Origin of the sequence: Bacteroides sp. MSSM.1001136sp1_RTP21357st2_D2_RTP21359_211015 (assembly GCF_040913205.1) — a bacterium.
Classification (GTDB): domain Bacteria; phylum Bacteroidota; class Bacteroidia; order Bacteroidales; family Bacteroidaceae; genus Bacteroides; species Bacteroides ovatus.
In genome coordinates, this window is record NZ_JBDFVF010000022.1 from 62,127 (window position 1) to 88,978 (window position 26,852).

At 40.9% G+C, this 26,852-nt stretch carries 26 protein-coding genes, 2 tRNA genes and 1 pseudogene; 15 read left to right on the forward strand and 14 right to left on the reverse strand.

Annotation, left to right across the window (positions count from 1 at the left end):
• Positions 1-13 precede the first annotated feature (13 nt).
• Complete coding sequence (efp, locus tag AB5217_RS14940) at positions 14-580, reverse strand: elongation factor P (RefSeq protein WP_004299761.1); 567 nt, start codon at positions 578-580, stop codon at positions 14-16.
• A 192-nt stretch (positions 581-772) separates the two neighbouring features.
• On the opposite strand from efp, the gene rpmH reads away from it, so the two are divergent.
• From rpmH to AB5217_RS14975, 7 genes and pseudogenes are all read left to right on the forward strand, one after another.
• Positions 773-931, forward strand: coding sequence for a 50S ribosomal protein L34 (gene rpmH, locus AB5217_RS14945; RefSeq protein WP_004299762.1), 159 nt, complete (start codon positions 773-775; stop codon positions 929-931).
• A 370-nt stretch (positions 932-1,301) separates the two neighbouring features.
• Positions 1,302-1,955 (forward strand): PASTA domain-containing protein, encoded by a 654-nt coding sequence (locus AB5217_RS14950; RefSeq protein ID WP_008776429.1) that lies wholly within the window; start codon positions 1,302-1,304, stop codon positions 1,953-1,955.
• Between the two features lie 26 nt (positions 1,956-1,981).
• Positions 1,982-3,055: an RluA family pseudouridine synthase gene (locus AB5217_RS14955; RefSeq protein WP_004299766.1), complete on the forward strand. Its 1,074-nt coding sequence runs from the start codon at positions 1,982-1,984 to the stop codon at positions 3,053-3,055.
• The gene (locus tag AB5217_RS14960) at positions 3,052-4,026 is read left to right on the forward strand and encodes a D-alanine--D-alanine ligase (RefSeq protein WP_004299767.1); all 975 of its coding nucleotides are present in this window, start codon (positions 3,052-3,054) and stop codon (positions 4,024-4,026) included. Before AB5217_RS14955 ends, AB5217_RS14960 begins: the two co-directional genes overlap by 4 nt.
• A 100-nt stretch (positions 4,027-4,126) precedes the next feature.
• Positions 4,127-5,275: a 1-acyl-sn-glycerol-3-phosphate acyltransferase gene (locus AB5217_RS14965; protein ID WP_004299768.1), complete on the forward strand. Its 1,149-nt coding sequence runs from the start codon at positions 4,127-4,129 to the stop codon at positions 5,273-5,275.
• Complete coding sequence (locus AB5217_RS14970; RefSeq protein WP_004299769.1) at positions 5,272-5,973, forward strand: hypothetical protein; 702 nt, start codon at positions 5,272-5,274, stop codon at positions 5,971-5,973. Before AB5217_RS14965 ends, AB5217_RS14970 begins: the two co-directional genes overlap by 4 nt.
• Before the next feature lie 14 nt (positions 5,974-5,987).
• A pseudogene (locus tag AB5217_RS14975) lies at positions 5,988-6,380 on the forward strand (rhodanese-like domain-containing protein).
• A gap of 33 nt (positions 6,381-6,413) precedes the next feature.
• On the opposite strand, the gene AB5217_RS14980 reads toward AB5217_RS14975, so the two are convergent.
• The 5 genes from AB5217_RS14980 to proB all read right to left on the reverse strand — a co-directional run bounded on the left by AB5217_RS14980 (position 6,414) and on the right by proB (position 12,583).
• On the reverse strand, positions 6,414-7,370 hold the full coding sequence (locus tag AB5217_RS14980; protein ID WP_032842949.1) for an acetylornithine carbamoyltransferase: 957 nt from the start codon (positions 7,368-7,370) through the stop codon (positions 6,414-6,416).
• Between the two features lie 71 nt (positions 7,371-7,441).
• The gene (locus AB5217_RS14985; protein WP_032842952.1) at positions 7,442-8,698 is read right to left on the reverse strand and encodes a glutamate-5-semialdehyde dehydrogenase; all 1,257 of its coding nucleotides are present in this window, start codon (positions 8,696-8,698) and stop codon (positions 7,442-7,444) included.
• A gap of 225 nt (positions 8,699-8,923) precedes the next feature.
• The gene (locus AB5217_RS14990) at positions 8,924-9,970 is read right to left on the reverse strand and encodes a hypothetical protein (RefSeq protein ID WP_032842953.1); all 1,047 of its coding nucleotides are present in this window, start codon (positions 9,968-9,970) and stop codon (positions 8,924-8,926) included.
• Between the two features lie 34 nt (positions 9,971-10,004).
• Complete coding sequence (locus tag AB5217_RS14995; RefSeq protein ID WP_004299774.1) at positions 10,005-11,030, reverse strand: hypothetical protein; 1,026 nt, start codon at positions 11,028-11,030, stop codon at positions 10,005-10,007.
• A gap of 470 nt (positions 11,031-11,500) precedes the next feature.
• Complete coding sequence (gene proB / locus AB5217_RS15000; protein WP_004305033.1) at positions 11,501-12,583, reverse strand: glutamate 5-kinase; 1,083 nt, start codon at positions 12,581-12,583, stop codon at positions 11,501-11,503.
• 105 nt (positions 12,584-12,688) lie between these two features.
• Between proB and AB5217_RS15005 the strand changes: the two genes are divergently transcribed.
• Entirely contained in the window at positions 12,689-13,837 is a 1,149-nt protein-coding gene (locus AB5217_RS15005) for a pyridoxal phosphate-dependent aminotransferase (RefSeq protein ID WP_032844822.1), read from the forward strand.
• Here AB5217_RS15005 and AB5217_RS15010 read toward each other — a convergent pair.
• The 8 genes from AB5217_RS15010 to ribD all read right to left on the reverse strand — a co-directional run bounded on the left by AB5217_RS15010 (position 13,806) and on the right by ribD (position 22,479).
• On the reverse strand, positions 13,806-14,039 hold the full coding sequence (locus AB5217_RS15010) for a DUF2007-related protein (RefSeq protein WP_004299777.1): 234 nt from the start codon (positions 14,037-14,039) through the stop codon (positions 13,806-13,808). The two genes, AB5217_RS15005 and AB5217_RS15010, sit on opposite strands and share 32 nt — an antisense overlap.
• A gap of 76 nt (positions 14,040-14,115) precedes the next feature.
• Positions 14,116-14,958, reverse strand: a complete 843-nt coding sequence (murI, locus tag AB5217_RS15015; protein WP_004310502.1) for a glutamate racemase — start codon at positions 14,956-14,958, stop codon at positions 14,116-14,118.
• 108 nt (positions 14,959-15,066) lie between these two features.
• Positions 15,067-15,582, reverse strand: a complete 516-nt coding sequence (locus AB5217_RS15020) for an OmpH family outer membrane protein (RefSeq protein WP_004299779.1) — start codon at positions 15,580-15,582, stop codon at positions 15,067-15,069.
• A gap of 56 nt (positions 15,583-15,638) precedes the next feature.
• Positions 15,639-16,154, reverse strand: coding sequence for an OmpH family outer membrane protein (locus AB5217_RS15025; protein WP_004305030.1), 516 nt, complete (start codon positions 16,152-16,154; stop codon positions 15,639-15,641).
• A gap of 23 nt (positions 16,155-16,177) precedes the next feature.
• Positions 16,178-18,832, reverse strand: coding sequence for an outer membrane protein assembly factor BamA (gene bamA, locus AB5217_RS15030; protein ID WP_004324593.1), 2,655 nt, complete (start codon positions 18,830-18,832; stop codon positions 16,178-16,180).
• Positions 18,833-18,862: 30 nt separating this feature from the next.
• Positions 18,863-19,597, reverse strand: a complete 735-nt coding sequence (locus AB5217_RS15035; RefSeq protein WP_004324594.1) for an isoprenyl transferase — start codon at positions 19,595-19,597, stop codon at positions 18,863-18,865.
• A gap of 25 nt (positions 19,598-19,622) precedes the next feature.
• On the reverse strand, positions 19,623-21,281 hold the full coding sequence (locus tag AB5217_RS15040; protein ID WP_032842969.1) for a DUF6242 domain-containing protein: 1,659 nt from the start codon (positions 21,279-21,281) through the stop codon (positions 19,623-19,625).
• A gap of 142 nt (positions 21,282-21,423) precedes the next feature.
• On the reverse strand, positions 21,424-22,479 hold the full coding sequence (ribD, locus tag AB5217_RS15045; protein ID WP_004324596.1) for a bifunctional diaminohydroxyphosphoribosylaminopyrimidine deaminase/5-amino-6-(5-phosphoribosylamino)uracil reductase RibD: 1,056 nt from the start codon (positions 22,477-22,479) through the stop codon (positions 21,424-21,426).
• A 36-nt stretch (positions 22,480-22,515) separates the two neighbouring features.
• Here ribD and prmC point away from each other — a divergent pair, with 36 nt between their 5' ends.
• From prmC to AB5217_RS15080, 7 genes are all read left to right on the forward strand, one after another.
• Complete coding sequence (prmC, locus tag AB5217_RS15050; RefSeq protein ID WP_004324597.1) at positions 22,516-23,352, forward strand: peptide chain release factor N(5)-glutamine methyltransferase; 837 nt, start codon at positions 22,516-22,518, stop codon at positions 23,350-23,352.
• A complete protein-coding gene (locus tag AB5217_RS15055; protein ID WP_004299786.1) occupies positions 23,349-23,831 on the forward strand; it encodes a regulatory protein RecX in 483 nt (160 codons plus the stop codon). The genes prmC and AB5217_RS15055 overlap by 4 nt, the downstream gene beginning before the upstream one ends.
• Before the next feature lie 78 nt (positions 23,832-23,909).
• Positions 23,910-24,548: an orotate phosphoribosyltransferase gene (gene pyrE, locus AB5217_RS15060; RefSeq protein ID WP_004299787.1), complete on the forward strand. Its 639-nt coding sequence runs from the start codon at positions 23,910-23,912 to the stop codon at positions 24,546-24,548.
• 95 nt (positions 24,549-24,643) lie between these two features.
• Positions 24,644-25,054: an SRPBCC family protein gene (locus AB5217_RS15065; RefSeq protein WP_004299788.1), complete on the forward strand. Its 411-nt coding sequence runs from the start codon at positions 24,644-24,646 to the stop codon at positions 25,052-25,054.
• A gap of 10 nt (positions 25,055-25,064) precedes the next feature.
• Positions 25,065-26,405 (forward strand): argininosuccinate lyase, encoded by a 1,341-nt coding sequence (argH, locus tag AB5217_RS15070; RefSeq protein WP_004324598.1) that lies wholly within the window; start codon positions 25,065-25,067, stop codon positions 26,403-26,405.
• 93 nt (positions 26,406-26,498) lie between these two features.
• Positions 26,499-26,571, forward strand: a tRNA-Gly gene (locus AB5217_RS15075).
• Positions 26,572-26,587: 16 nt separating this feature from the next.
• Positions 26,588-26,671, forward strand: a tRNA-Leu gene (locus AB5217_RS15080).
• Positions 26,672-26,852 lie beyond the last annotated feature (181 nt).

Sequence of the window (26,852 nt, forward strand, 5' to 3'; positions counted from 1 at the left end):
ATGTTTTTGCAAATTATGCTTTCACACGTCCTACGTAAGAACCGTCACGAGTATCGATTTCGATTGTTTCACCCTCGCTGATGAACAAAGGAACACGTACTGTTGCACCTGATTCCACAGTTGCAGGTTTCAGTGTGTTAGTAGCTGTATCACCTTTCATGCCCGGTTCTGTATAAGTCACCTTCATCTGAACCTTGATCGGCATGTCTGCATAAAGTACAGTTTCAGTAGAAGCATCAGAAACAACTTCCAATACTGAACCTTCGAGCAGGAAGTCAACACCATTAATCAGATCGTGAGCGATAGGATGTTGGTCGAATGTTTCCTGGTTCATAAAGATATAATCTTCTCCTTCTTTATACAAAAATTGGTATGGACGACGTTCTACACGTACATCTTCCAACTTTTCACCGATGTTGAAACGGCGTTCGAGAACGTATCCGCTAACTACATCTTTCAGTTTAGTACGCATAAAAGTGTTACCTTTACCTGGTTTTACATGCAGGAATTCTACACAGAAATAGAGCTTTCCGTCCATACGGATACAAGTTCCGTTTTTGATGTCTTGAGCATTAATCATACTGCTATTTTTCTTAATCTATTATTGTTATTTAATTGTTTTCGCAGGAATTCGACTGCAAAAGTAATCTAAATCGGTAAAAAACACAAAAACTTTTGAGCAAAAATGAGTTATCTCTTGGTTAATTTAAAAAAAGTGCCTATTTTTGCAGCCCGATTACGTAGAATAATAACATAAAAACAAGATACAGTAATGAAAAGAACATTTCAACCCTCTAACAGAAAGAGAAAGAACAAACACGGTTTCCGTGAGAGAATGGCATCGGCTAATGGTCGTAGAGTATTAGCTGCTCGTCGTGCGAAAGGCAGAAAGAAACTGACTGTTTCTGATGAGTACAACGGACAAAAGTGATAATCACTTGTCATCAGGAAACCAAAAAGGCGGAGAATTTAATCTTCGCCTTTTTGGTTTCTCTGTTTTTCAAGAGGATAGTATGTTAAAAAGCGGTATTGTTTGCTCTTATTTATGACTTTTTGCTTTTCTTTGTGAGATTAAATAAAACTCATAAACGAACATACGCGATGGTAGAGTATATCCGGGACATGAAACCCCGTATCATTATAATAAGGTTGTTGAAATCTATAGGAGTGGGGATTATAGTTGCAGCAATTCTGGCGATGATAAGCGTCTTTGCATAATAGGTAGGGACATTTTTCATCGCCTACTTTTTAAAAGTTCAACTATTTTGTCGTATCTTTGGCGCATATTAACAGCAATGCGTATGACTATTAAAGAATTCTTTTCTTTTAAAACCAATAAATATTTCTGGGTGAATATTATCGCCATGATTGTGGTGATGGTAGTGATGATATTTGGTGTGTTGAAATGGCTTGATATACATACACATCATGGTGAAAGCGTGGTAGTTCCCGATGTGAAAGGAATGACAGTGGAAGAAGCTACGAAGATGTTCCGGAATCACGGTTTGGTATATGTGATTTCCGATACCAAATATGTCAAAGATAAAGCAGCGGGTATCATTCTTGAACTGAAACCGGGAGCCGGTGAAAAAGTGAAGGAAGGACGTACAGTATACCTGACAGTCAATACCCTGGATGTCCCTTTACGTGCCATTCCCGATGTGGCGGACAACAGCTCGCTCCGCCAGGCACAGGCCAAGTTACTGAATGCCGGTTTTAAACTGAATCAGATTCAATTGGTAAATGGTGAGAAAGACTGGGTGTACGGCGTGAAGTATCAGGGACGTCAGTTGGCTGCCGGAGAAAAGATTCCTTTGGGAGCTTCTTTGACATTGATGGTGGGAGACGGCTCCGGTGATATGTCGGAAGAAGAGGACTCGGTTGATGTTTCCGTGGATACGGAGAAACCGGTTACGTCGGAATCATCACCTGCTCAAGATGATAGTTGGTTTTAATAGATAAATAACAGAAACGGACTCGCATGATAGAGGAAGAACTTCCGGATGAACTGGAGAATGATTTGGATGATATAGAACCTGTCGGTGACGAATCCCAGCTTTACGAACACTTCCGCGTGGTTGTAGACAAGGGACAGGCGATGGTCAGAGTCGACAAATATCTGTTCGAACGTATTGTCAATGCTTCGCGCAACCGTATTCAGAAGGCTGCCGAAGACGGATTCGTTATGGCCAATGGCAAACCGGTGAAGAGTAGCTACAAAGTGAAACCGCTGGATGTCATTACGGTGATGATGGACCGTCCCCGTTATGAAAATGAAATTATTCCTGAAAATATTCCCCTTACTATCGTTTATGAAGACCCTTATCTGATGGTTGTGAATAAACCGGCGGGATTGGTCGTGCATCCGGGACACGGAAACTATCACGGCACGCTGGTCAATGCGCTGGCCTGGCACATGAAGGATATACCGGATTATGATGCCAATGACCCGCACGTGGGACTTGTTCATCGCATTGATAAAGATACTTCAGGCTTACTGGTGATTGCCAAGACACCGGATGCCAAAACAAATCTGGGAATTCAATTTTTTAATAAGACTACCAAACGCAAATATCGTGCTTTGGTGTGGGGTGTTATGGAACAGGATGAAGGAACGATTGTCGGTAATATTGCCCGTAATCCGAGAGACCGGATGCAAATGGCGGTGATGTCCGATCCGACAGTGGGCAAACATGCCGTTACACACTACCGCGTACTGGAAAGACTGGGATACGTAACCCTTGTGGAATGTATACTTGAGACAGGACGTACTCATCAGATTCGTGTCCACATGAAACATATCGGTCATGTGTTGTTCAATGACGAACGCTATGGCGGTCATGAGATACTGAAAGGAACCCATTTTAGTAAATACAAACAGTTTGTAAATAATTGCTTTGACACTTGTCCCCGACAGGCTTTGCATGCTATGACATTGGGGTTTGTGCATCCCGTCACAGGTGAAGAGATGTATTTTACTTCCGAACTTCCGGATGACATGACCCGGCTTATCGAGAAGTGGAGAGGCTATATAAGTAATAGAGAATTAGAATGAAACGCAACATCGCTATCGTAGCAGGAGGAGATACCTCTGAAATCGTAGTTTCCCTGCGTAGCGCACAGGGTATTTATTCCTTTATTGATAAGGAAAAGTATAATTTGTATATCGTGGAGATGGAAGGCCGTCGCTGGGAAGTACAATTACCGGACGGAAACAAAGTGCCGGTGGATAGAAACGACTTTAGTTTTACGAACGGAACGGAGAAGGTTGTGTTCGACTTTGCTTATATCACCATCCACGGTACGCCGGGTGAGGATGGCAGGCTGCAAGGCTATTTTGATATGATGCGTATTCCGTATTCCTGTTGTGGAGTGTTGGCGGCTGCCATTACTTATGACAAGTTTACCTGCAATCAATATCTGAAGGCTTTTGGAGTGCGCATTGCCGAATCATTGTTGTTGCGCCAAGGACAATCGGTTTCTGACGAGGAAGTAGTGGAAAAGATTGGCCTGCCTTGTTTTATCAAGCCTAGTCTGGGAGGTTCGAGTTTCGGAGTTACGAAAGTGAAGACAAAAGAACAAATACAACCGGCCATTGTTAAAGCTTTCGGAGAAGCGGAAGAGGTGATTGTTGAAGCGTTTATGGACGGAACGGAACTGACTTGCGGCTGTTATAAGACAAAAGAGAAGTCGGTCATCTTTCCACCTACGGAAGTAGTGACGCACAATGAGTTCTTTGATTATGATGCTAAATATAATGGACAGGTAGATGAAATCACTCCTGCGCGTATCTCGGATGAATTGACCAAACGCGTACAGATGCTGACTTCAGCTATCTATGATATATTAGGTTGTTCCGGCATTATCCGTGTAGATTACATTATAACTGCCGGTGAAAAACTGAATCTTCTCGAAGTAAATACTACTCCGGGAATGACTACTACCAGTTTTATTCCCCAGCAAGTGCGTGCAGCCGGACTGGATATAAAGGATGTGATGACTGATATTATTGAAAACAAGTTTTAAGTATTAAGTATCAAGTATAAAGTATTAACCATGCGGTTTGTACGCAGTCTAATACTTTATACTTATTACTTAATACTTGAGCACATAATACTTGAGACTTATGGATCTGACAGAGTTTAATGAAATTCGTCCTTACAATGATGAGGAACTTCCTCAAATCTTTGAGGAACTGATTGCCGATCCGGCTTTTCAGAAAGCTGCTACCGGTGCTATACCGAACGTTCCATTTGAACTTCTGGCGCAAAAAATGCGTGCCTGTAAGACTAAGCTTGATTTTCAGGAGGCATTTTGTTATGGCATTTTGTGGAAGATAGCGGCAGATCATACTGCCGGACTGACACTGGATCATACCGCCATACCGGATAAAAGTAAAGCTTATACGTATATATCGAATCATAGAGATATTATTCTTGATTCGGGCTTTCTCTCTATTTTGTTGATTGACCAGGGAATGGATACGGTAGAAATTGCGATTGGCGACAATTTGCTTATTTATCCTTGGATTAAGAAACTGGTGCGTGTCAATAAATCATTTATTGTACAGCGGGCGTTGACCATGCGGCAAATGTTGGAATCTTCAGCGCGTATGTCCCGTTATATGCATTACACCATTTCAGAGAAGAATCAGTCTATTTGGATTGCGCAGCGTGAAGGACGTGCAAAAGATTCGAATGACCGTACACAAGACAGTGTATTGAAAATGTTGGCAATGGGCGGTGAAGGCGATTTGATAGACCGCCTGATGGAAATGAATATTGCTCCGCTTGCTATTTCATACGAATATGATCCGTGTGATTTTCTGAAAGCGCAAGAGTTTCAGCTGAAGAGAGACATCGAAGGATATAAAAAGACGACACAGGACGATTTGATTAATATGCAGACAGGTCTTTTCGGATATAAAGGCAGGGTACATTTTCAGGTTGCTCCTTGTTTGAATGATGACTTGCAAGGCTTGGACCGTTCGTTGCCGAAACCGGATTTGTTTGCCCGAATTTCTGCTTGTCTTGATCGCCGCATCCATCGTAATTACCGGATATATCCGGGAAATTATGTGGCGTATGATTGGCTGAATGGCACAACGGAATTCGTGTCCAATTACACGGAAGAAGAGAAACAGCAGTTTATGAACTATATTGAACAACAATTGGCAAAGATCAAGATTCCGAATAAGGATGAAGACTTTTTGCGTGAGAAGTTGTTATTAATGTATTCCAATCCGTTAGTTAATTATTTAGCAGCTTGCCGATGAAAAGAAGAAAATTACATGTTGTTTGGTTGTGGGGATTGCTTTTCCTGATGACTGCCTGTGGAGATGATGACTATTATTATCCTTCGGTGAAACTGGAATTTGTGACTGTAGAGGCCGGAGAAGACGGTCGTATACAAACGCTTATTCCTGATAAGGGAGAAGTCTTGACTGTTTCGGAAGACCGTACGGGTTCTACTATCTCTCCAAACACTTCCAGACGTGTAATGAGTAACTATGAGGTGCTTTCCGGTGAGAACACTGCTACTATATATTCTTTGCAATCGCTCATAACGCCGGTACCTAAACCGGAAGATGATCCGATTTACAAGGACGGTATAAAGCTAGATCCGGTAGAGATGGTCAGTATCTGGCTTGGAAGGGATTATCTGAATATGATTTTGAATCTCAAGGTCAGTACGGGCAAGGGACATGTTTTCGGTATAGTGGAAGATGTGTCCGAACTTAAAACAAATGGCATTGTGAATATGTTGTTATACCATGATGCGAACAGTGATGGAGAATACTATAATCGGCGTGCTTACATTTCTGTTCCTTTGGCGCAATATATAGATGAAGAGAATCCGGGTCGGACGATAAAGGTAAAGTTTAAATATTATACGTACGATAAGGATGGTTCTCCGATAGAATCTGATAAGTACTGTGATCCTGGGTTTGACTATACTCCGGGACAGAATTGAATAATGGAGTGTATATGTTTAAATTGAATCAATTAATCGTGGGAATATTTTTATTTCTCTCTTCCCTTTTCTCTTGTCAGCAGAAAGGGGATTTTCAATCAATGAATGTAGAGGAGTTTGATTCTCTTATTTAGAATGAGGATATACAACGTCTGGATGTTCGTACACTTGCGGAATATTCGGAGGGGCATATCACGAAGACGATTAACATCAATGTGATGGATGACTCTTTTGCTTCAATGGCTGATTCTTTGTTGCAAAAAGACAAACCGGTGGCTGTATATTGTCGCAGTGGAAAACGAAGCAAGAAGGCTGCGGCAATTTTGAGCGAGAAGGGATATAAAGTCTTTGAGCTTGATAAGGGATTTAATTCCTGGCAGGAAGCAGGTAAAGAAATAGAGAAATAAAGTGCTGATTTATCAGCACTTTATTTTTTGGGGTTATTTCAGTCCTTCCAATAACCTTTTCAGAACGACAGTTGCCGAGATTTCACGGTTGGCAGCTTCCGGAATCACAATAGATTGCGGACTTTCAATGACATCGTCTGTCACAATCATATTTCTACGAACCGGAAGACAATGCATGAAATAAGCATTGTTGGTAACTGCCATTTGGCGGTCGCTGACAGTCCAATCACGATCTTTGCTTAATATCTGTCCATAGTTGTCGCCAGAATAAGCGGCCCAGTTCTTGGCATATATGAAGTCGGCTCCTTCGAAAGCCTTCATCTGGTCATATTCTACTTTTGCATTACCTACAAATTGCGGATCAAGCTCATAACCTTCGGGATGAGTGATGACAAATTCGTAATCCGTTGCATTCATCCATTCAGCAAAGGAATTAGGAACAGCCTGTGGCAATGGACGTGGATGAGGAGCCCAGGTCATAACTACTTTGGGACGTACTGTTTTCTTGTATTCCTCGATGGTAATCAGGTCGGCAAAGCTCTGCAATGGGTGGCGTGTTGCCGCTTCCATCGAAAAGACAGGACGTCCGGAGTATTGGATGAATTGATTGATAATAGTTTCCTGATAGTCAAAGTCACGGTCTTCAAAACGGGCAAAAGAGCGTACTCCAATGATATCACAATAGCATCCCATAACCGGAATGGCTTCTAATATATGTTCCGGTTTATCACCATCCATAATTACGCCACGTTCAGTTTCCAATTTCCATGCACCTTGATTGATATCCAGTACCATTACATTCATTCCCAAATTGATAGCAGCTTTCTGTGTGCTGAGGCGGGTACGTAAACTAGAGTTGAAGAAGATCATCATTAAAGTCTTGTTTCGTCCCAGTTCTACATATTTGAAGTGCTCTTTTTTAATTTCGAATGCTTCTGCAAGGGCTGATTTTAAATCGCCAATGTCCTGTACACAAGTAAATTTCTTCATATCATTTATTTTTTAATTTTTAATTAGCTTCGCTCAAAACCTTGTTTGATTTTTAACATATAGGTATAGTCTCAATTTCTTCTCGTTTGTCCATCTCCTTCAATGACCCATTTGTAAGAAGTGATTTCCTCCAGTCCCATCGGACCGCGTGCGTGTAGCTTTTGCGTGCTGATTCCGATTTCGGCTCCTAATCCGAATTGTGCCCCGTCAGTGAAAGCGGTAGACACATTGGTGTATACGCAAGCTGCGTCCACGATTCTGGTGAATAAAGCTGCACGTTCCCCGTTCTCGGTAACAATACACTCGCTATGTTTAGAACTGTTTTCCCGAATATGTCCTAAGGCATCTTCGAAGCTCTTTACAGTCTTGACAGCCATTTTATAATCCAGAAACTCCGTGCCGAAGCTTTCTGCTTTTGCATGTTCCAGGAGCTCGGCAGGATAGCGGCCTTCCAATGCCTGGTAAGCTTGCGGATCAGCATAAATAATGACATGGCTGTCTTTTAGTTTCTCGCAAATCAGAGGGAGGTCGGCCAGTCTCTTCTCATGTATAATGGTGCAGTCCAATGCATTACATACGCTAACTCTACGTGTCTTTGCATTATGAATAATGTCTGCTCCCTTGTTTGTATCCCCAAATTCATCGAAGTAAGTGTGACAGATACCTGCTCCTGTTTCAATGACAGGAATCCTTGCATTCTCGCGTACGAAATGAATAAGACTGCTGCTGCCTCTGGGGATAATCAAGTCTACGTAGCCCACAGCATTCAGTAACGCTGCCGTAGCCTCTCTATCAGCCGGAAGTAATTCTACAATGTGTGGATTGATTTTGAACTTCTTCAATACTTTGTGAATCACACTGATGATGGCCCGGTTGGAACAATCGGCGTCACTTCCTCCTTTCAATATGCAGGCATTTCCGCTCTTCAGACAAAGGGAGAAAACATCAAAGCTAACATTAGGGCGCGCTTCATAAATGATTCCTATGACTCCGAAAGGAACGCTGACTTTCGTCAACTTCATTCCATTGGGACGAACACTCTCTTTCAGCACTTTACCCAAAGGAGAGGGGAGTGTTGCTACATTGCGTGTATCTGCGGCAATACCTTTCAAACGTTCTTCCGTCAGTTTCAACCGATCGTACTTCGGATCATTTTTGTCCATCCGTGCGAGGTCTTTTTCGTTCTCTGAAAGAATGAAAGGTGTTTCTGCAATTGCTGCGTCAGCTACTGCATTTAAAATCTGATTGATGACATTATCATTCAGCAGGGCTAATTCCCGACTTGCTACTTGTACAGCGGCAAAGGTCTCGTTTAAATTTGTAGTCATTTGCTCCTTTTTTGCATTAAATGGAAAGATAAACTATGCAAATATAGTGAATGATGTGAATAAAACTTGTTGAAAATAGAAATAAATGTGCTCTTTACTTATTCACTGGGGTTTTTACAAGATTAATACTAAAAAAATACGAGACTCAATTCTGAATCTCGTATTTTTCATTTATGCACTATATTGGTATAGTGCTTGTTATTCGAACTCCTATTTGGCATTATCTCATTGCCATGGAATGTCTTGTTCAATATCTTCTCCCATTTCTCCTGATTCGACTTCAATTCCTATGTCACTAGGTGTTCCTATATGTTCGATATTGGTTAGTGCGATAGAATGGGTATAGTTTCTCTTGAATGTGATACTGCTACTGATGATTGTCTTTTCTTCTGCTCCTGGAGTCTCTTCCCAAAATACTGCCACTTTTACATTCTCTGTTAAATGTTGATTATCACCAGTAGGTATATTGGCAGTGAGATTTCTCATGCTGACCATTTTTAATTCAGATTCAACAGTCTTATGAATATCTGCATTAGCATTCAAATAGATGCTTGGTGCGTCTTCAAGTTTTATTCTAAGACGTCCTTTCTCTAAACCTGTTTGTTTGAATTTTACTCCGAAAAAACGGCGATAGAGCATGATGTGATTTTGCATGCCATCTGTCACTTCCACTTTATCGTTTAATCCATGATAACGTTCGATGAACGGGCGGTTGCAGGCGTCTTGTGATCCGTTTCTCGTTTGTATTCTCGGGTTTTCAATATTGTATAAGAATTTGATTCCATCTGCTTGTTCGGCAGTCAGGAATTTGTTCAGGCATTCCCCTTTGATTTTTCCGCTACGTTCCAAATCGAAAGGGGCTCCGAAGAAGCCTTTTTCGTCTTTTATGATTGAGTCCTTTGCATTTGCAATCATAGAGCAAGAGATGCGGTAAGTGTATCCATCAATAACTTTTATTTTTAGGTTATTGGGATCTTTCGCCTTGTCTAACTGGAAAATACCATAAGCGTATGGTTTTGAAGATGGATTCTGTCCCTCTTTGGGTGTCATGGTAATGGCGATTCCCACTAATGTTTCACTTTCATTAATTTTGGTTGGAGTTGTAGCGCGTGCCATGGGCAGTTCGGTTGAGAGGTAGTCTCCGTCCAGTTGTAAGTTAAGTTCGGAATACGTAGTAGGAGGTGCCTGATACAGATCTTTCTCCTTAATACATGATTGTAGAGTAAAAGCTGTGAATAGACAGCCTGCGATCATAAGATGTTTGATTTTCATATGAATCTTTTTTAGTAGTTGTTGAGTATGATAATTATTTCCCTATTTCTTGTTCTGATTCTTCCATTTCTGCTTCTTCACCAAAAGAGATAGTAGCATCCCCTATATGCTCATCTATCTTGACTATTTTGACTATGTTCTTTTTGTTTCTTTTCATTTTAATACTTTGATTGGTATATAGAGAATACCATTTCTCTTCATTGGCCGGGCGGTAGGAAATAGTGAAAGCGATTGTTTCTTCTTCCTTAAGTTTGGCCGTATAATAGTCGGATATATCGTACATAGAGATAATTCGTTCCTCCGTCCGGGATGTTCCATCTTTGGAATATAGTAGATAAAATGGAGCAACGTCCGCTGCTTTAATTTTGATGGAGTCACCCGGTGCAAGTTCGTCTGTAACGAATTGTATAGAATAATAAGCACGTTTCAATGTCATTGAAACGGAGGTATTCATATTGGGATTTGAAAAGTCCAATTGCTCACTGCCGAAAAAGCGTTTGACGGTAGGGTGAGTACTAGTACTATCGCATTTTATATGCATTTCTCCTTTGTAAATATGTTGGTGAAATGCCCCATTGATATTCAGGGGATTGATTGAAATCTTTAAATCGTTGTTGACTAACCCGTTCACCTCTTTCTGCAGAGTAGATGAAAAAGGAAGTCCATAAAGTATGCTGTCACTTTGTATTGTATAATATGGGCGGTCTTTATATCCCAGGAAGCTGCAGTCAAAGCGATACACATATCCTTCGATTAACCCGATTTCTACTCGATATGGATTATCGAAAAGGCCTGAAGCATAGGGCTGAAAAGAAGTCAGGCCTTTTCCTTTCCAAAAAACATTAACTGCATATATTCCGTCAGCCACCGTGGAGGTGGAACGGCTTAAAGGTTGTTCGGCTACTTCAAGAAAAGGAGCTATATTTAAACTGACATTAAACTCTCTGCCGACAGGAAATGACGGTGTACTGTTTACTTCAGGTTCATTCTTACTGCTCTCACAAGATATAATTGAGAATGTTAAAAATATGAGTATAAGGTTCCAATGTTTTAGTAGCATGGGGATTATATTGTTTGTTTAGAGGGCAAATATACTGCTATTAATAGTTTTTTGCAAATAAAGTCCCTGTATTTATGTTGCAGATGTCTATCTATAATACATTATATAACTGAAAATAAAAGCGCTTATCTTCACTAAAGAAGCTAATATTCTACCTGAATAAGAGCTTCATTTGGGTGCAGAAATGAGGTAAACTCATACAATTATAATTCAAAAAAACTTCCGTAAACATTCTCAACTATACTTATCCCTATGAGAAAAAATACTCATAGGGATGAGAAGAAATACTCATTACAATGAGAACTTTTTCTCATTGCAGTGAGAATATCCCCTTGCTAGAATAGGATGAAACAGTTTATTACCGTGCAGTCATGAACAAGATTCACCTCTGTGTACTCTGTGGTGAAAACCGTACAGAAACAAGCTAATTTTAGTCTAAAATCGGATAAAACAGAAATTCTTATTATTAATTATTCAATGTATAGATAGTCATAATGTACTACTGGTTTCTTTCCATGCTTGCCAATCGCTTCTTGTGCCTGTTTGGAGTCACAGTTCACTTTTCCAACGCCAACCTGGTTTCCTTGAAAGTCCATGATACGTACAATGTCATCTTTCTCAAATTCACCTTCAATATGAGTGATTCCAATCGGGAGGATACTGACAGCTTTTTCAGAGTTTAGAACTTCTGTCGCACATTCGTTGATGTGAATTTCCCCTTTGGCAAAACCTTCGCTATGGGCAATCCACTTTTTGACGCTGGATACCGGTTCGTTTGATGGTATAAAACGTGTACAAAGAGTTTCTTCAGGATGCTGTAATAAATCTACCAGAATATTATCCCGCTTCCCGTTGGCAATAATCACTGTAATTCCTTCATCAGCAACTTTGCGGGCAATATTGGTTTTCGTCAACATCCCCCCCCGTCCGAAACTGGACTTAGTTGTCTGAATATAGTTGGATAAGTCTTTGCCGTGACCGATCTCCCGGATAACAGAAGAGTTTGGATCGGAAGGAGAACCATTGTAAATCCCATCAATATTACTTAGGATAATGAGTGCCTGCGTATCCATCATCGAAGCGATGAGTCCGGACAATTCATCATTATCGGTGAACATCAGCTCACTGACGGAAATCGTATCGTTTTCGTTGACAATAGGAATGACATTGTTTTCAAGCATTACCGTCATGCAATTTTTCTGATTCAGATAATGGCGGCGAGTTCCAAAACTTTCCTTCGTTGTCAGTACCTGGCCGACAGGTATATTGTGCTCACGGAAAAGTTCGTAGTAACGGTTGATTAGTTTGGCCTGACCCACAGCAGAAAATAATTGGCGCTGATCTACACTATCGAGTTTTTTCTGCGGATGCACTTCACTGCGTCCGGAAGCAACAGCTCCCGAAGAAATCAAAATGATTTCTACCCCGGACTTATGTAATTCCGCTATCTGGTCAACAAGTGCCGACATACGGGTAACGTCCAGCGTTCCGTCGCGGCGTGTCAATACATTGCTTCCTACTTTTACTGCGATTCGTGTAAATTCCTGTTTCATCCTTACTAACGATTTGAAAGCACAAATATAGAGCTTTTTGCCGATATGCTACCTAAACAGGCTAAAAAGAATTATCTTTGCAGCCAGATAGAGAAAAGATAAACAATGAAACATACAAATCCACAAGTAGAACAGATGACCTCCTTCATCGTAATGGATGTGTTGGAGAGGGCAAACGAATTACAGAAACAAGGTGTTGATATTATTCATTTGGAAGTTGGTGAACCCGATTTTGATGTACCGTCTTGTGTGTCGGAAGCAGCAAAAGCGGCTTATGATCGTCATCTTACTCACTATACACATTCTTTGGGGGACCCGGAACTCCGGCGGGAAATTGCTGCTTTTTATCTACGGGAATATGGAGTGACGGTAGATCCGGATTGCATTGTGGTGACTTCCGGCTCTTCTCCATCCATTCTTCTTGCGTTGATGTTGCTCTGTAATACGGATAGTGAAGTGATTCTTTCCAATCCGGGATACGCTTGTTACCGTAATTTTGTGTTGGCTACCCAGGCTAAACCCGTTTTGGTTCCTTTGTCTAAAGAATATCTGCAATACGACATAGAAGCTATTCGTAAATGTGTGAATCCACATACAGCGGCTATCTTTATTAATTCTCCGATGAATCCGACCGGAATGTTGCTGGATGAAAAATTCTTGAGAGAAGTGGCAGCACTGGGAGTTCCTGTTATTTCGGATGAGATTTATCATGGACTTGTCTATGAAGGACGTGCGCACAGCATTCTTGAATATACCGATCAGGCTTTTGTCTTGAACGGATTTTCTAAACGTTTTGCGATGACAGGTCTTCGGCTGGGTTATTTGATTGCACCTAAATCTTGTATGCGTTCTTTGCAGAAGTTGCAGCAAAATCTATTTATTTGTGCGTCCAGCGTTGCCCAACAGGCTGGGATTGCTGCATTGCGGCAGGCTGATTCGGATGTGGAACGGATGAAACAGATTTATGATGAGCGTCGCCGGTACATGATTACTCGTCTTCGGGAAATGGGGTTTGAGATTAAAGTAGAACCTCAAGGAGCATTTTACATTTTTGCCAACGCACGCAAATTTACTACCGACTCTTATCGCTTTGCATTCGATGTACTCGAACATGCGCATGTCGGCATTACTCCCGGGGTGGACTTTGGTACGGGAGGTGAAAGATATGTACGCTTCTCCTATGCAAACTCATTGGAGAATATCAAAGAAGGACTGGACCGTATCAATCGCTACCTTTCTCGTCTCGGCTTCTGATTAGCTCGGTGGCTGCTTCGTATTCTTCCTCTGTCACGAGGACGGATACGGAAGGAGCGATATAGGGTGCTAATGTCCCCATAATTCCATCTTTGATTACACAACGGATATTATTGCTTTCTAATAACCCTTTAATGATCTCGGCTTCCCAGGGGGATCCGGAGAATACTTCTATTGCCTTGCTATAATCTTCTTCTTTCATGATCTTACTTATTAGGGGTTGTTATCTACAAATATAACAAAAAAGAGAGAGAAATGGTTATTTATTTTCTTAAAAATTATTCGAGTGTGATATGTTTTACGCTAATCTGCTGTTTCAGGAAAGTAGAGGCCGATTCTGAAAACTTTTCTTCCGCTTCGGTCGTGTAAAACTGGCAGTTGCCATTCTTGGTACATTTGGCATCCATTTCGGGATGTCTTTTCAGATAGTCTTTCAGGCTTTCTGCAACATACTCTCCTTGTGCAATTACACTGATATGATCCGGGATGTATTGCCGGATTTTAGGTAGGAGTATAGGGAAATGGGTACATCCGAGGATGACAGTATCTATTTGAGGATCCTTTGACAGTAATTGGTCGATGTACTTCCGGATAAAATAGTCTGCTCCTTCGTCTTGTGATTCGTTATTCTCAACTAAGGATACCCACATCGGACATGCTGTCCCGCTAACCTGAATTTCAGGAAATAGTTTATGTATTTCTAATGGATACGATTCGGATTTGATGGTGCCTGCTGTTGCCAGTACGCCGATATGCTGATTCTTGCTAATCTCTCCAACACATTCTACAGTGGGGCGGATGACTCCGAGCACACGGCGGGCAGGATCGATTTGGGGTAAATCATTCATCTGAATGCTGCGCAAGGCTTTGGCGGAAGCAGTATTGCAAGCTAATATAACCAGATGGCATCCCATATCAAACAGTTTGTTGACGGCTTGCCGGGTAAATTCGTATACGACTTCGAAAGAACGTGTCCCATAGGGGGCACGTGCATTATCTCCCAAATAGATATAATCATATTCCGGTAATACTTCTCTAATCTTGTCTAAGATGGTCAGACCTCCGTATCCGGAGTCGAATACTCCGATAGGTCCGGGCGTATGGGATAGATGTTGCTTCATGACACACTTGATTTATATACGCAAATGTACACCAAAAAAAGGGAAAGAGAAAGAAGATGATCCTTCTTTCTCTTTCCCTTTTGGTATTTCTTTATTCTTGGTCAGCTCTTATTTGATACCAAGATTTGCTTTTACCTTGCTAGTCAAGTTGATGCTCTGTGATTCGTTTACATAAGGAATCGAAGTTCTTGCCAGGTCGAAGATATAGATCACACCTTCAGCAGCACCTACTGCTTTGATAGCATTGTCCAACTTCTGGTAGATAGGAGCCATTGCATCATTTTGAGCTTTCTGCATTTGTTGTTGAGCATCCTGTTGGAATTGCTCTTGTCTCTGCATCATATCTTGCAACTCTTTCTGTCTTCTTTCAGCGATGTTAGGAGGAAGAGAATCCTTAGCGATAGCTTGTTGGAATTCCTGATATTTCTTGTTGAATTCTTCCTGCGTTCTCTGTAGTTCGGCAGTAAGTTGTTTTTCTAAAGTCTGAATATCATTTTGAGCTTTGGTGAATTCCGGCATCACAGTGATGATTTCCTGTGCATTAATGTGGCCGAATTTCAGGTTCTGTGCAAATACACCCATTGGGAGTGCAAGCAACATTACAAGTGCAATTTTTTTTAGCATAGTTCTATAATTTATTTGAATGATTTTTAGTTATTTCCAGCTGCAAATGTATGAAATTAATTTGAATATCCTAATTTTCTTAGGATTTCATCACTAATATCTATGCGTGGATTTGCAAATATTATACCTGTAGCAGAGGCTCTGTCAATTACCATATCATATCCATGTTGCTGTGATATAGCTTTCACTGCTTCATAAATATCATCCTGAATCGGAGTAATCAACTTGTCTCTCATCTTGGCTAATTCGCCTTCCGGACCGAAGTAGTTACGCTTCAGCTCGGCTGCTTCTTTTTCCTTCGCTACGATTGCATCTTCTGTCTTTGTTTTTTGTGCGGCAGAAAAAGTGGAAGATTTTGCCTGGTAATCCTGGAACATCTTCTGTGCTTCTTTAGCCAGAGCTTCTACTTCACTCTGGTATTTCTTCGTAGCTTCTTGCATTTGCTCGTTAGCGCTTTGAGCTGCCGGAATATTCTTCATAATATATTCCGTATCGATCAGTGCAAATTTCTGTGCATTTGCTGCCATGCTGACAGCAAATAGCATCATGATTAATAGAACAGACTTTCTCATAACGTTTAGTTTTTGATGATACATTAGAATTCTTGTCCTAAGATAAAGTGGAACTGGCTTCCTCCATATTGTTTAGAACCAAATACTTTGTCGAAACCGTAACCCCAGTCAATACCCATCATACCAATCATCGGAAGGAAGATACGAACACCGACACCGGCAGAACGTTTCAACTCGAATGGATTGAATTTCTTGATATCATGCCATGCGTTACCTGCTTCAAGGAAACCTAACACATAAATGTTAGTACTTGTTTCCAGCATCAACGGATATCTCAATTCGATACCGAGACGTGCATAGGCATAACCTTCAGAACCGTATGGTGTTAATGAGCTGTTTTCGTAACCACGCAAAGCGATACTTTCAGTTGCATAAGTTGAATAACCGGTCATACCGTCACCACCTACGTCGAATGTACCGAACGGAGATTTCTTGTATTGGTTATAGTGACCTAACAGACCGAATTCCGTACGTGTCATTAATACCAGACATTTAGGATGAGCAACCGGATCCATCAGCGGAGTATATGTTTTGCCTTTGAATTTCCATTTGTGGTATTCTATCCATTTATGAAGTTTATTCATGTTGTCCTGGGTAATGCTACCTGTTTCAGGGTTGCTGTAATATCCCTTATAGTCTTTACCGTCCATCAACGAGTAAGGCGGTGTGAACTGAACTGACAGTGAGAAATCTGAACCCGAACGAGGGAAGATTGGGTTGTCAATAGAGTTACGAGCCAAAGTCAATGAAATGCTAAGGTCATTACATTTACCGTTGGTGACCGGGAAGTATTGCCAGTCGCTCAAGTTATAACGTTGGTAAGCTAATTCTGCAGAAAGAGTGAAATAGTCATCCGGCCATTTCAGACGTTTACCCCAACCTACGGAAAGTCCCCACATCTTGATAGATTTATCAGGGTCATAATAGTTTTCGTAGTTGTTATAGTTACCATAGTTGTACATACCATAACCACCGTAGCCACTATACATACTGTTGTAGTAGTTGTTGAAGTAGCTGGAGTTGTAGTAACGGCTACTGATATCTGTCTGTACAGAGAAGAATGCCGATACAGAGAATGAATTCGGACGTTTACCGCCAAACCATGGATCGAAGAATGAAATACTGTATGATTGGTAGTATTTAGCGTTCGTCTGTCCGCTGATAGTCAATGTCTGACCATCACCTTGAGGAAGTATACCACGGTAGTTTTCACCCGGGTGCAACAAGTTGGCTACAGAGAAGTTGGTAAACTTCAAGCTCAACTTACCGATAATACCCGTCTGTCCCCAACCTGCAGAGAATTCCACCTGGTCGTTAGCTTTGGAAGTCAAAGGCAAACCTATGTCAACAGTTCCGTTCATCGGATCCGGTTGAATATCTGGTTGCAGTTTTTCCGGGTCAAAGTGTCCCATCTGCTGAATTTCACGCAAAGAACGCATCAAGTCTTCTTTGCTGAACAATTGTCCCGGACGAATACGAAGTTCACGGCGAACGACGTTTTCATACAAACGGTCATTACCACTGATCTTGATCTTATTGATAGTAGCCTGACGGCCTTCATAGATTCTCATTTCGAGGTCGATAGAGTCGCCAACGATATTTACTTCTACCGGGTCAAGGTTATAGAACAGGTAACCGTTGTTGTAGTATAAGTTACCGATAGCGTCATCATCTGTAGAAACACGTTCGTTCAATAACTTCTGGTTGTATACGTCACCTTTCTTCATGCGGAGCAGGAAGTTCAACTGTTCTGACGGATAGAGAGTGTTACCTACCCATGTAACGTTACGCAGATAATATTTTTGTCCCTCGTCTATATTCAAATAAACGTTTACAGTCTTTTCGTCATACTGTGAAACGCTGTCTTTTACAATCATTGCATCACGGTATCCCAACTCATTATATTTGTCGATAATCAGTTGCTTGTCTGCCTCGAAGTTCTCTGGCACGAATTTCTTGGTGCGGAACAGGTTACGAAGTTTACCTTTCTCATTGGTTTTCTTCATAACTTTCTTCAGCTTGGAAGTCTTGATTGCATGATTACCAACGATTTGGATTTCGTGTACTTTGATTTTTTCTTTCTTGTCGATATCAATGTCGACGATCACCTGATTTTCGCTGGATGGATCGTCTTTCTGCGAGATGATTACTTCTGCATTTTTGAATCCCTTATCGTCGAAGTAACGTTTGATTAATGTCTTGGCACGGTCTACGGTATTCGGAGTAATCTGCATACCTTTTACCATTCCCAGCTTGCTTTCAAGATCGGTACGTTCCGACTTCTTCACACCATGATAGCGTACATCTGCGATACGTGGGCGTTGTGTCAGACTGATTTTTAACCAGATTTTGTCACCTTCAATTTTCTCGGCTGTGATTTGTACATTTGAGAACAAGCCATGACGCCAATAACGTTTGATTGCTCCAGTAATTTCGTCACCCGGCACAGTAATTGTCTGTCCTACCGATAGTCCGGATAGTCCAATCAATACATAGTCTTCATAATTCTTTACGCCTTCGACTTTAATATCTGCTATCTCATACTTTTTGGGTGTTCCGGAGTATAAGATGACAGGTTTCGAGTCTTCATCAGTGTTAGCATTTTGCGCAAAGCCTGTTGTCGCAAAGCTGCACAGGCAGACAAACGTTATGAATATAAAGGAAATACGATAATGCATTTATGTTATAATTTGATGTTTCGAGTTATATTAGCTGATCTGTTCACTGGTTTTGCCGAATCGGCGTTCCCTTTGTTGATATTCCCAAATGGCTTTGTAGAATTCTTCTTTGTCGAAGTCCGGCCAGAAGGTATCACAAAAATAAAGCTCCGAATAAGCGCATTGCCATAGGAGGTAATTGCTTAGCCGGATTTCTCCTCCCGTTCGGATCAGTAAATCCGGATCGGGCATAAAATTAGTATCCAGATGAGATGAGATACACTCATCGGTTATTTGTTCGGGAGATATTTCTCCCGTTTTTACTTGCGTCGCTATTTGCCGTACTGCTTCAGTTATTTCCCAACGGGATGAGTAACTAAGAGCTAGTACCATATACATTCCACTATTCTTGGATGTGCGTTTTATACATGATGTCAAACTTTTCTGAACTTCAACAGGCAACTTCTTGAAATCACCGATTACGTTGAAGCGAATATTGTTCTTCATCAGTGTCTCTTCTTCAATAGATTCTAGCAATAGATTCATCAAAGCCGCTATCTCGTCTTGCGGCCGATTCCAGTTCTCGGTTGAGAAGGTATAAAGTGTCAGGTACTTAATCCCCAGTCTGGCAGCATCTTCAGTAATCTTCTGTACCGTTTCTGCGCCAGCACGGTGACCGTAAGTACGTTCTTCCCCTCGTTGTTTTGCCCATCGTCCGTTCCCATCCATAATGATGGCTACGTGTTGTGGTATCCGAGTTTTGTCTATTTGTTCTATATAGGACATCTTCTTATTTTAAACGTATACGTTTTTATTTCCCGGCATGTTCCGGATCTTTATCAAACCATAGCTGATTCAAGCGACCACGCCATACTTCTGAATTATGACTATATGGGCGTTTTACTGTGGTAGTAGCTCGTGAGCTGTCTTCTTTTTCTACTTCTTCATCAAAGCTAACATTGTCGTCTTTGCCGAATATGAATACTAAATAATTATTGGCTCTGTTCTGGGCATCTTTTTCTGTGTCCACTACCATGGAAAAGTTCTTTCTGCCTCTAAATTCGGGGAACTTAATAGGATCATATCCAGTGTTCTCTTTAGACCAATTTTGATGAGGGAATGAGAACTTTTTATTAGCTTTTTCCCATTCACGTCCTGACGGTGAAGTATAGAATGCTTCAAATCCGTCTCCAAATAGATAAAATTGAGAATTATAATGAATAATAATAGGGTTTTTTAGTTCCGGGCAATATCTATAGGTTGAACCGGCAGGGAGATCTCCCCATCCGCTTACTATAATATTTTCTTTAATAGGGGTATCATTGTCGTCCAAAACTGGCTCTCTGTTCTCATTCAATTTGTTGACCTCTCGAGATTCTTCAGAATACATCCATGCGACAGCTATCGCAATGTCAGTGCCATCATTTGAAAGAGTGGTAGATTTTTCCGCTTCACCAATTAATAGCACACCTTGAGTTCCATTCCTATTCTCATAATTGGTATATGAGGTGATTTTACTTGGAAATTTTTTTCTGGTTTCTCCATCAAGATATTTTTTGTTGTTGTCATATAGAGCGTATTCCTCATTTACTCCATCAGTACTGGTTGTGAAAATATACTTATTATCATTAACTTTTTTGATATAACTAATCCTTGTATTCTTTTCAGAGTCAAAATTCTCTTTGATAGGCGCTAAGAACAGTTCAATATTGGTTAAAGAAGTTAGCGCACTCCAATTAATACCATCTTCTGATGTATAGGCGTATACAGTATTGTTATTATCTTTAAACGTTGCATACAACATATCTTTGAATTCGATGATAGAGGTGGGTAATGTTTTTATAGAATTCTCTATTCCTACTATCGAATTAGGAGACCAATTGTTTAAACCACTAAGTGTGTTCTTATATACTTTAAGTCCTGATGCCGTTTCTGTATATGTTAAGACATTAGACCCTAAAATAATGGATCTTTGAAGACCAATTATATTATTGTCACCAGCTCCTTCTATATACTCCCATCTCAACGAATCCGGATCATGCTGATGTACATTTACCTTAATAGTATATTCCTTAGTTTGATTAGGAGATATTCCCGCTAAGGCTTCTGTCGACCATACCTTTATCTTAAGTGGATTCCGAAGATCGATCGAATCATTGATGTTTAAGACGGAATCGTTTCCGCTTTTGTCCTTCATTGTAACGACGCCTGATGCCGTTGTTAATGTTTTGATTAAAATCTTGTCAATGATGGTATCGGCATGAACAGGAAGAGAGTCTTCGTTATAAATTTCACGTGATAATTGATCAATAGTGAATTTATAACTCCCAAGGCCTGCTGTGTCAAGTGCAAACGCATGGATAGTTGCATCCGGACTATATTCGATGTTATTATCGTCATCAAGACATGACGTTATAACAAATGACACCATGAAAAAACTCGCTATGAATGATAAAAACTTTATTCTCATTTGAAAGATTGTGTTTATTTACAAGTTGCAAAAATAGAAACATTTTTTCCGATAATGAACATTACAGGTAAGTTTTATATAAAATTATAGATAATAACACTGTTTTTATCGACGTAAAACCCCCTGAATAGAACTATTTTAGCTATATCCGATGAACATAATGCCAAAATTGTCTTTCGAAGTGTTCTTCTATCGAGTAACTAAAATTATCGTTCATTTGGGGTGCTTGAACACCGGAATGTAGTCTGCTGGGGCACTTCTCGATATACGCCTCATCCCATAGCTCGTCATTAATGAACGATTGCAGCAATTGGCTGCCTCCTTCTACCAATAAGGATTGTATTTTCCGTTGATACAGTACTTCCATAATCTGCTCCAGTGGGTTATGATTGAAGTCGATGGAGATATATGTGATGTTGGTTCTTGCTGGCTGTTTCTTTTCAGTAAAAACTAATGTTGGTACATTCCCATCGAATATTTGTAAATCATTCGGAAGAGATAATGTGCGGTCTAATACGACACGTATTGGATTATGTCCATACCAGTTGCGTACCGTTAGCGACGGATTATCCAATAAAGCTGTTCGCCTGCCTACCATAATAGCATCGGCCTCCGCTCTTTTTTTATGTACTAGCATTGAAGTGAGAGGAGAGGAGAGTATCAAAGGCATTCCACTTGTACGTTCTATATCAATAAACCGATCGGCTGACTCTGCCCATTTTAATGTAATATAAGGCCGATGAAGTGTATTGAAAGTAATAAAACGACGAATCAGTGATTGACATTCTTCCTCTAATATGCCGACTGTAACTTCTCGTCCGGCATCCCGTAGTTTTTGAATCCCCCGTCCGGCTACTTCAGAAAAGGGGTCCTGGCATCCGATAACAATGCGTGGAATCTGTTTCTCTATAATCAGATCCGCACAAGGAGGTGTTTTCCCGTAGTGGGAGCAAGGTTCCAGACTGACATAAATCGTAGAATGTTTCAATAAAGACTCATCTTTGACAGAACGGATTGCATTGACTTCCGCATGTGCCTCTCCGCAGCGAATGTGATAACCTTCGCCGATAATACGTCCGTGACATACGATAACAGCCCCTACCATCGGGTTGGGAGACACATTGCATAACCCGTTCTTTGCAAGCTCAATGCAACGCCTCATGTATTTTTCTTCTTCCATTTTGGTGCTCTTCGCCATATTATTCTTACTTTTGCACTCCGAAATTGTGAAAATATGAATCGTATCACCGCTTACATTCGCCAGTCTTTGCAGGAAATCTATCCACCGGAGGAGGTAAAAGCCCTTTCGATGCTGATTTGTTGCGACATGTTAGGCTTAGATGCGCTCGATATTTACATGGGCAAAGATATAATTTTATCCGAATGCAAACAGCGTGAATTAGAAAACATTATATTCCGTTTACAGAAAAATGAACCTATACAGTACATTCGCGGTTTTGCAGAGTTTTGTGGAAGGAATTTTAAGGTTGCTTCCGGCGTATTAATCCCTCGACCGGAGACCGCGGAACTCGTGGAATTAATAGTAAAGGAGAATCCGAATGCCCGTCATCTGTTAGACATAGGTACGGGAACCGGATGTATTGCGATCTCTCTGGATAAAGAACTTCCGGATATAGAAGTAGAAGCTTGGGATATTTCGGAAGAAGCGTTAGCTATTGCCCGTAAAAACAATGAAGATTTGGAAGCCGGGGTGAGATTTCTGCAAAGAGATGTATTGTCCGATGACTGGGAAAAGGTGCCGTCTTTTGATGTGATCGTCAGTAATCCGCCTTATGTGACCGAAACGGAAAAGAACGAAATGGACGCCAATGTCCTTGATTGGGAACCGGGACTGGCCCTGTTCGTTCCTGACGAGGACCCTTTACGGTTTTATAATCGTATAGCCCGTCTGGGAAGTGAATTACTCTTGCCGGGTGGGAAACTTTATTTTGAAATCAACCAGGCCTATGGCCGGGAAACAGCACACATACTTGAAATGAACCAATATCGTGATGCTCGTGTTATAAAAGACATATTTGGAAAAGATAGAATAGTTACAGCTAACCGATGAGTGCACAATTAACTGATGAAGAGGCTTTAAATCGCGTAGCCTCTTACTGCTCCACTGCCGAGCATTGCCGGGCAGAAATAAATGAGAAGTTACAACGTTGGGGAATTGCCTATGATACCATTGCGCGTATTCTTGACCGACTGGAATCAGAGAAGTTCATTGATGATGAACGTTTCTGCAGGGCTTTTGTGAATGACAAGTTCCGCTTTGCCAAGTGGGGGAAAATGAAAATAGCCCAGGGGCTTTACATGAAGAAGATCCCTTCTGATGTGGCATGGCGTTATCTGAATGAAATTGATGAAGAAGAATACCTTTCTATTCTGCGTGACCTGCTGGCTTCCAAACGGAAAAGTATTCATGCGGCAGACGATTATGAATTGAATGGAAAGCTGATGCGATTTGCCATGAGTCGTGGATTTGAACTGAAAGATATTAAGCGTTGTATCGACATTCCCGATGAAGAGGAACAAATTGACTGAAAAAATAAACGGATTCTTCTTTTTATTCTCGTTCAATTTCTGTACTTTTGCGGCAAATAATTAATAGTTAGTTTAGTTATGAAAAACTTAGAGAGACTATTTGCGGAGAAACTGTTGAAGATTAAAGCTATTAAACTTCAACCCGCTAACCCTTTTACATGGGCTTCTGGATGGAAATCCCCCTTTTACTGTGACAACCGTAAAACTCTGTCCTATCCTTCTCTTCGTAATTTTGTGAAGATTGAAATTACACGTCTGATATTAGAACGATTCGGACAGGTGGATGCGATTGCTGGTGTGGCTACAGGCGCTATTCCGCAGGGAGCTTTGGTGGCTGATGCATTGAATTTGCCGTTCGTGTATGTTCGTTCTACCCCCAAAGATCATGGATTAGAAAACCTGATTGAAGGTGAACTTCGTCCGGGTATGAAAGTCGTAGTCGTAGAGGACTTGATTTCTACTGGTGGTAGTAGTTTGAAGGCTGTTGAAGCAATTCGTCGCGATGGTTGTGAAGTGATCGGTATGGTTGCAGCGTATACATACGGATTCCCGGTAGCTGAAGAGGCGTTCAAAAATGCGAAGGTGACTTTGGTAACGTTGACCAATTATGAAGCCGTGCTTGATGTTGCTCTTCGTACAGGTTATATCGAAGAAGAAGACATACAGACATTGAACGAATGGCGTAAAGACCCTGCTCATTGGGATGCTGGAAAATAAGATTCATTTTTTGATCAAACATATTTGGTAAAAAGAACTGTTCGGGCAATATTTGGCCGGATTGTTCTTTTTTTGTTTTATACTAATAGAAAATTATGAGTAATTTTGAGAGTAGTGTCAAGGTAATACCTTACAGCCAGGAGCGCGTATATAATAAACTTTCAGATTTAAGTAATCTGGAAGCAGTCAAAGACCGTTTGCCAAAAGATAAGGTGCAGGATTTGAGTTTTGATTCGGACACGTTGAGTTTTAGTGTCTCTCCTATCGGAAAGTTGACTTTGCAAATTGTAGAGCGTGATCCTTGTAAATGTATAAAGTTGGCAACAACTAACTCTCCTCTTCCTTTTAATATGTGGATTCAATTGGTTGAAACTGCAGAAGAAGAGTGCAAAGTGAAGGTAACTATCGGAATGGATCTTAATCCATTTATGAAAGCAATGGTACAGAAACCTCTCCAGGAAGGTTTGGAGAAGATGGTTGATATGCTGGCAGTTATTGGATATTAAACTTTTTTTTATGGCACAGAAACTTTGGGAGAAGTCCGTACAGGTAAATAAGGATATCGAACGTTTCACGGTAGGTCGTGATCGTGAGATGGATCTTTATTTGGCCAAGCATGATGTGCTTGGTTCTATGGCTCATATTACGATGCTTGAAAGCATTGGGTTGTTGACAAAAGAAGAACTGGACCAGTTGCTGGTGGAATTGAAGAGTATTTATGCCTCGGCCGAAAAAGGCGAATTTGTGATAGAAGACGGGGTGGAAGATGTACATTCACAGGTAGAATTGATGTTGACCCGTCGTTTGGGAGATATCGGAAAGAAAATACATAGTGGCCGTTCCAGAAATGATCAGGTTCTGTTGGACTTGAAACTTTTTACCCGTACGCAAATAAAAGAGGTTGCCGAAGCGGTAGAACAACTATTTCATGTCTTGATCCGTCAGAGCGAACGGTATAAAAACGTTTTGATGCCGGGATATACACACCTGCAGATTGCAATGCCTTCTTCTTTTGGATTGTGGTTTGGTGCCTACGCCGAGAGTCTTATGGACGATATGCTGTTTTTGCAGGCAGCATTTAAAATGTGCAATCGTAATCCATTAGGTTCAGCAGCCGGATATGGTTCGTCTTTTCCTTTGAACCGTACCATGACGACTGACTTATTGGGTTTTGATTCAATGAATTACAATGTTGTATATGCTCAAATGGGGCGTGGAAAGATGGAACGCAATGTTGCTTTTGCATTGGCTACGATTGCCGGGACGATTTCCAAATTAGCTTTTGACGCCTGTATGTTTAACAGTCAAAACTTCGGTTTCGTCAAGTTGCCTGATGACTGTACCACGGGGTCCAGCATTATGCCTCATAAGAAGAATCCCGATGTCTTTGAACTGACACGTGCTAAATGTAATAAACTGCAATCGCTTCCCCAACAGATCATGATGATTGCGAATAATTTGCCTTCTGGCTATTTCCGTGATTTACAGATTATAAAAGAAGTTTTCCTGCCTGCTTTTCAGGAATTGAAAGACTGTTTGCAGATGACAACTTACATCATGAATGAAATAAAGGTCAACGAGCATATCCTTGACGATGATAAATACCTCCTTATTTTTAGCGTGGAAGAAGTGAATCGTTTGGCACGTGAAGGTATGCCTTTCCGTGATGCATATAAGAAGGTTGGTTTGGATATTGAAGCAGGTAAATTCTCGCATACTAAAGAAGTACATCATACACATGAAGGTAGCATTGGTAACCTTTGTAATGCAGAAATCTCTGCACTGATGCAGCAAGTAATCGATGGATTCAACTTTTGTGGAATGGAGAGAGCGGAGAAAGCACTGCTTGGAAGATAAAATAGACTTTCGGAGGATAGTTTTTTTAACTTTCCTCCGAAAAGATTTGGCAGAAACAAGTAAACTACTTATCTTTGCACCCGTTGAAAAAACGCGGAAATAGCTCAGTTGGTAGAGCATAACCTTGCCAAGGTTAGGGTCGCGAGTTCGAGTCTCGTTTTCCGCTCTTTCTTTGAAAGGATGCTCGAATGGTGGAATGGTAGACACGAAGGACTTAAAATCCTTTGGCCATTGCGGCTGTGCGGGTTCAAGTCCCGCTTCGAGTACGAGTATTCTTTATAGGCTTTATGAATCATTGATTCATGAAGCCTTTTTTATTTTTATGGGTGTGTAATATACATTTGTTTTGTTTGAGGGAGCTTTGTAGTAATGGCTACTTGAAAAAAAATCAAAAAACAGTAATAATATTTTTTTATTGTATTATTAATCTTTTATTTTGCTTTCAGA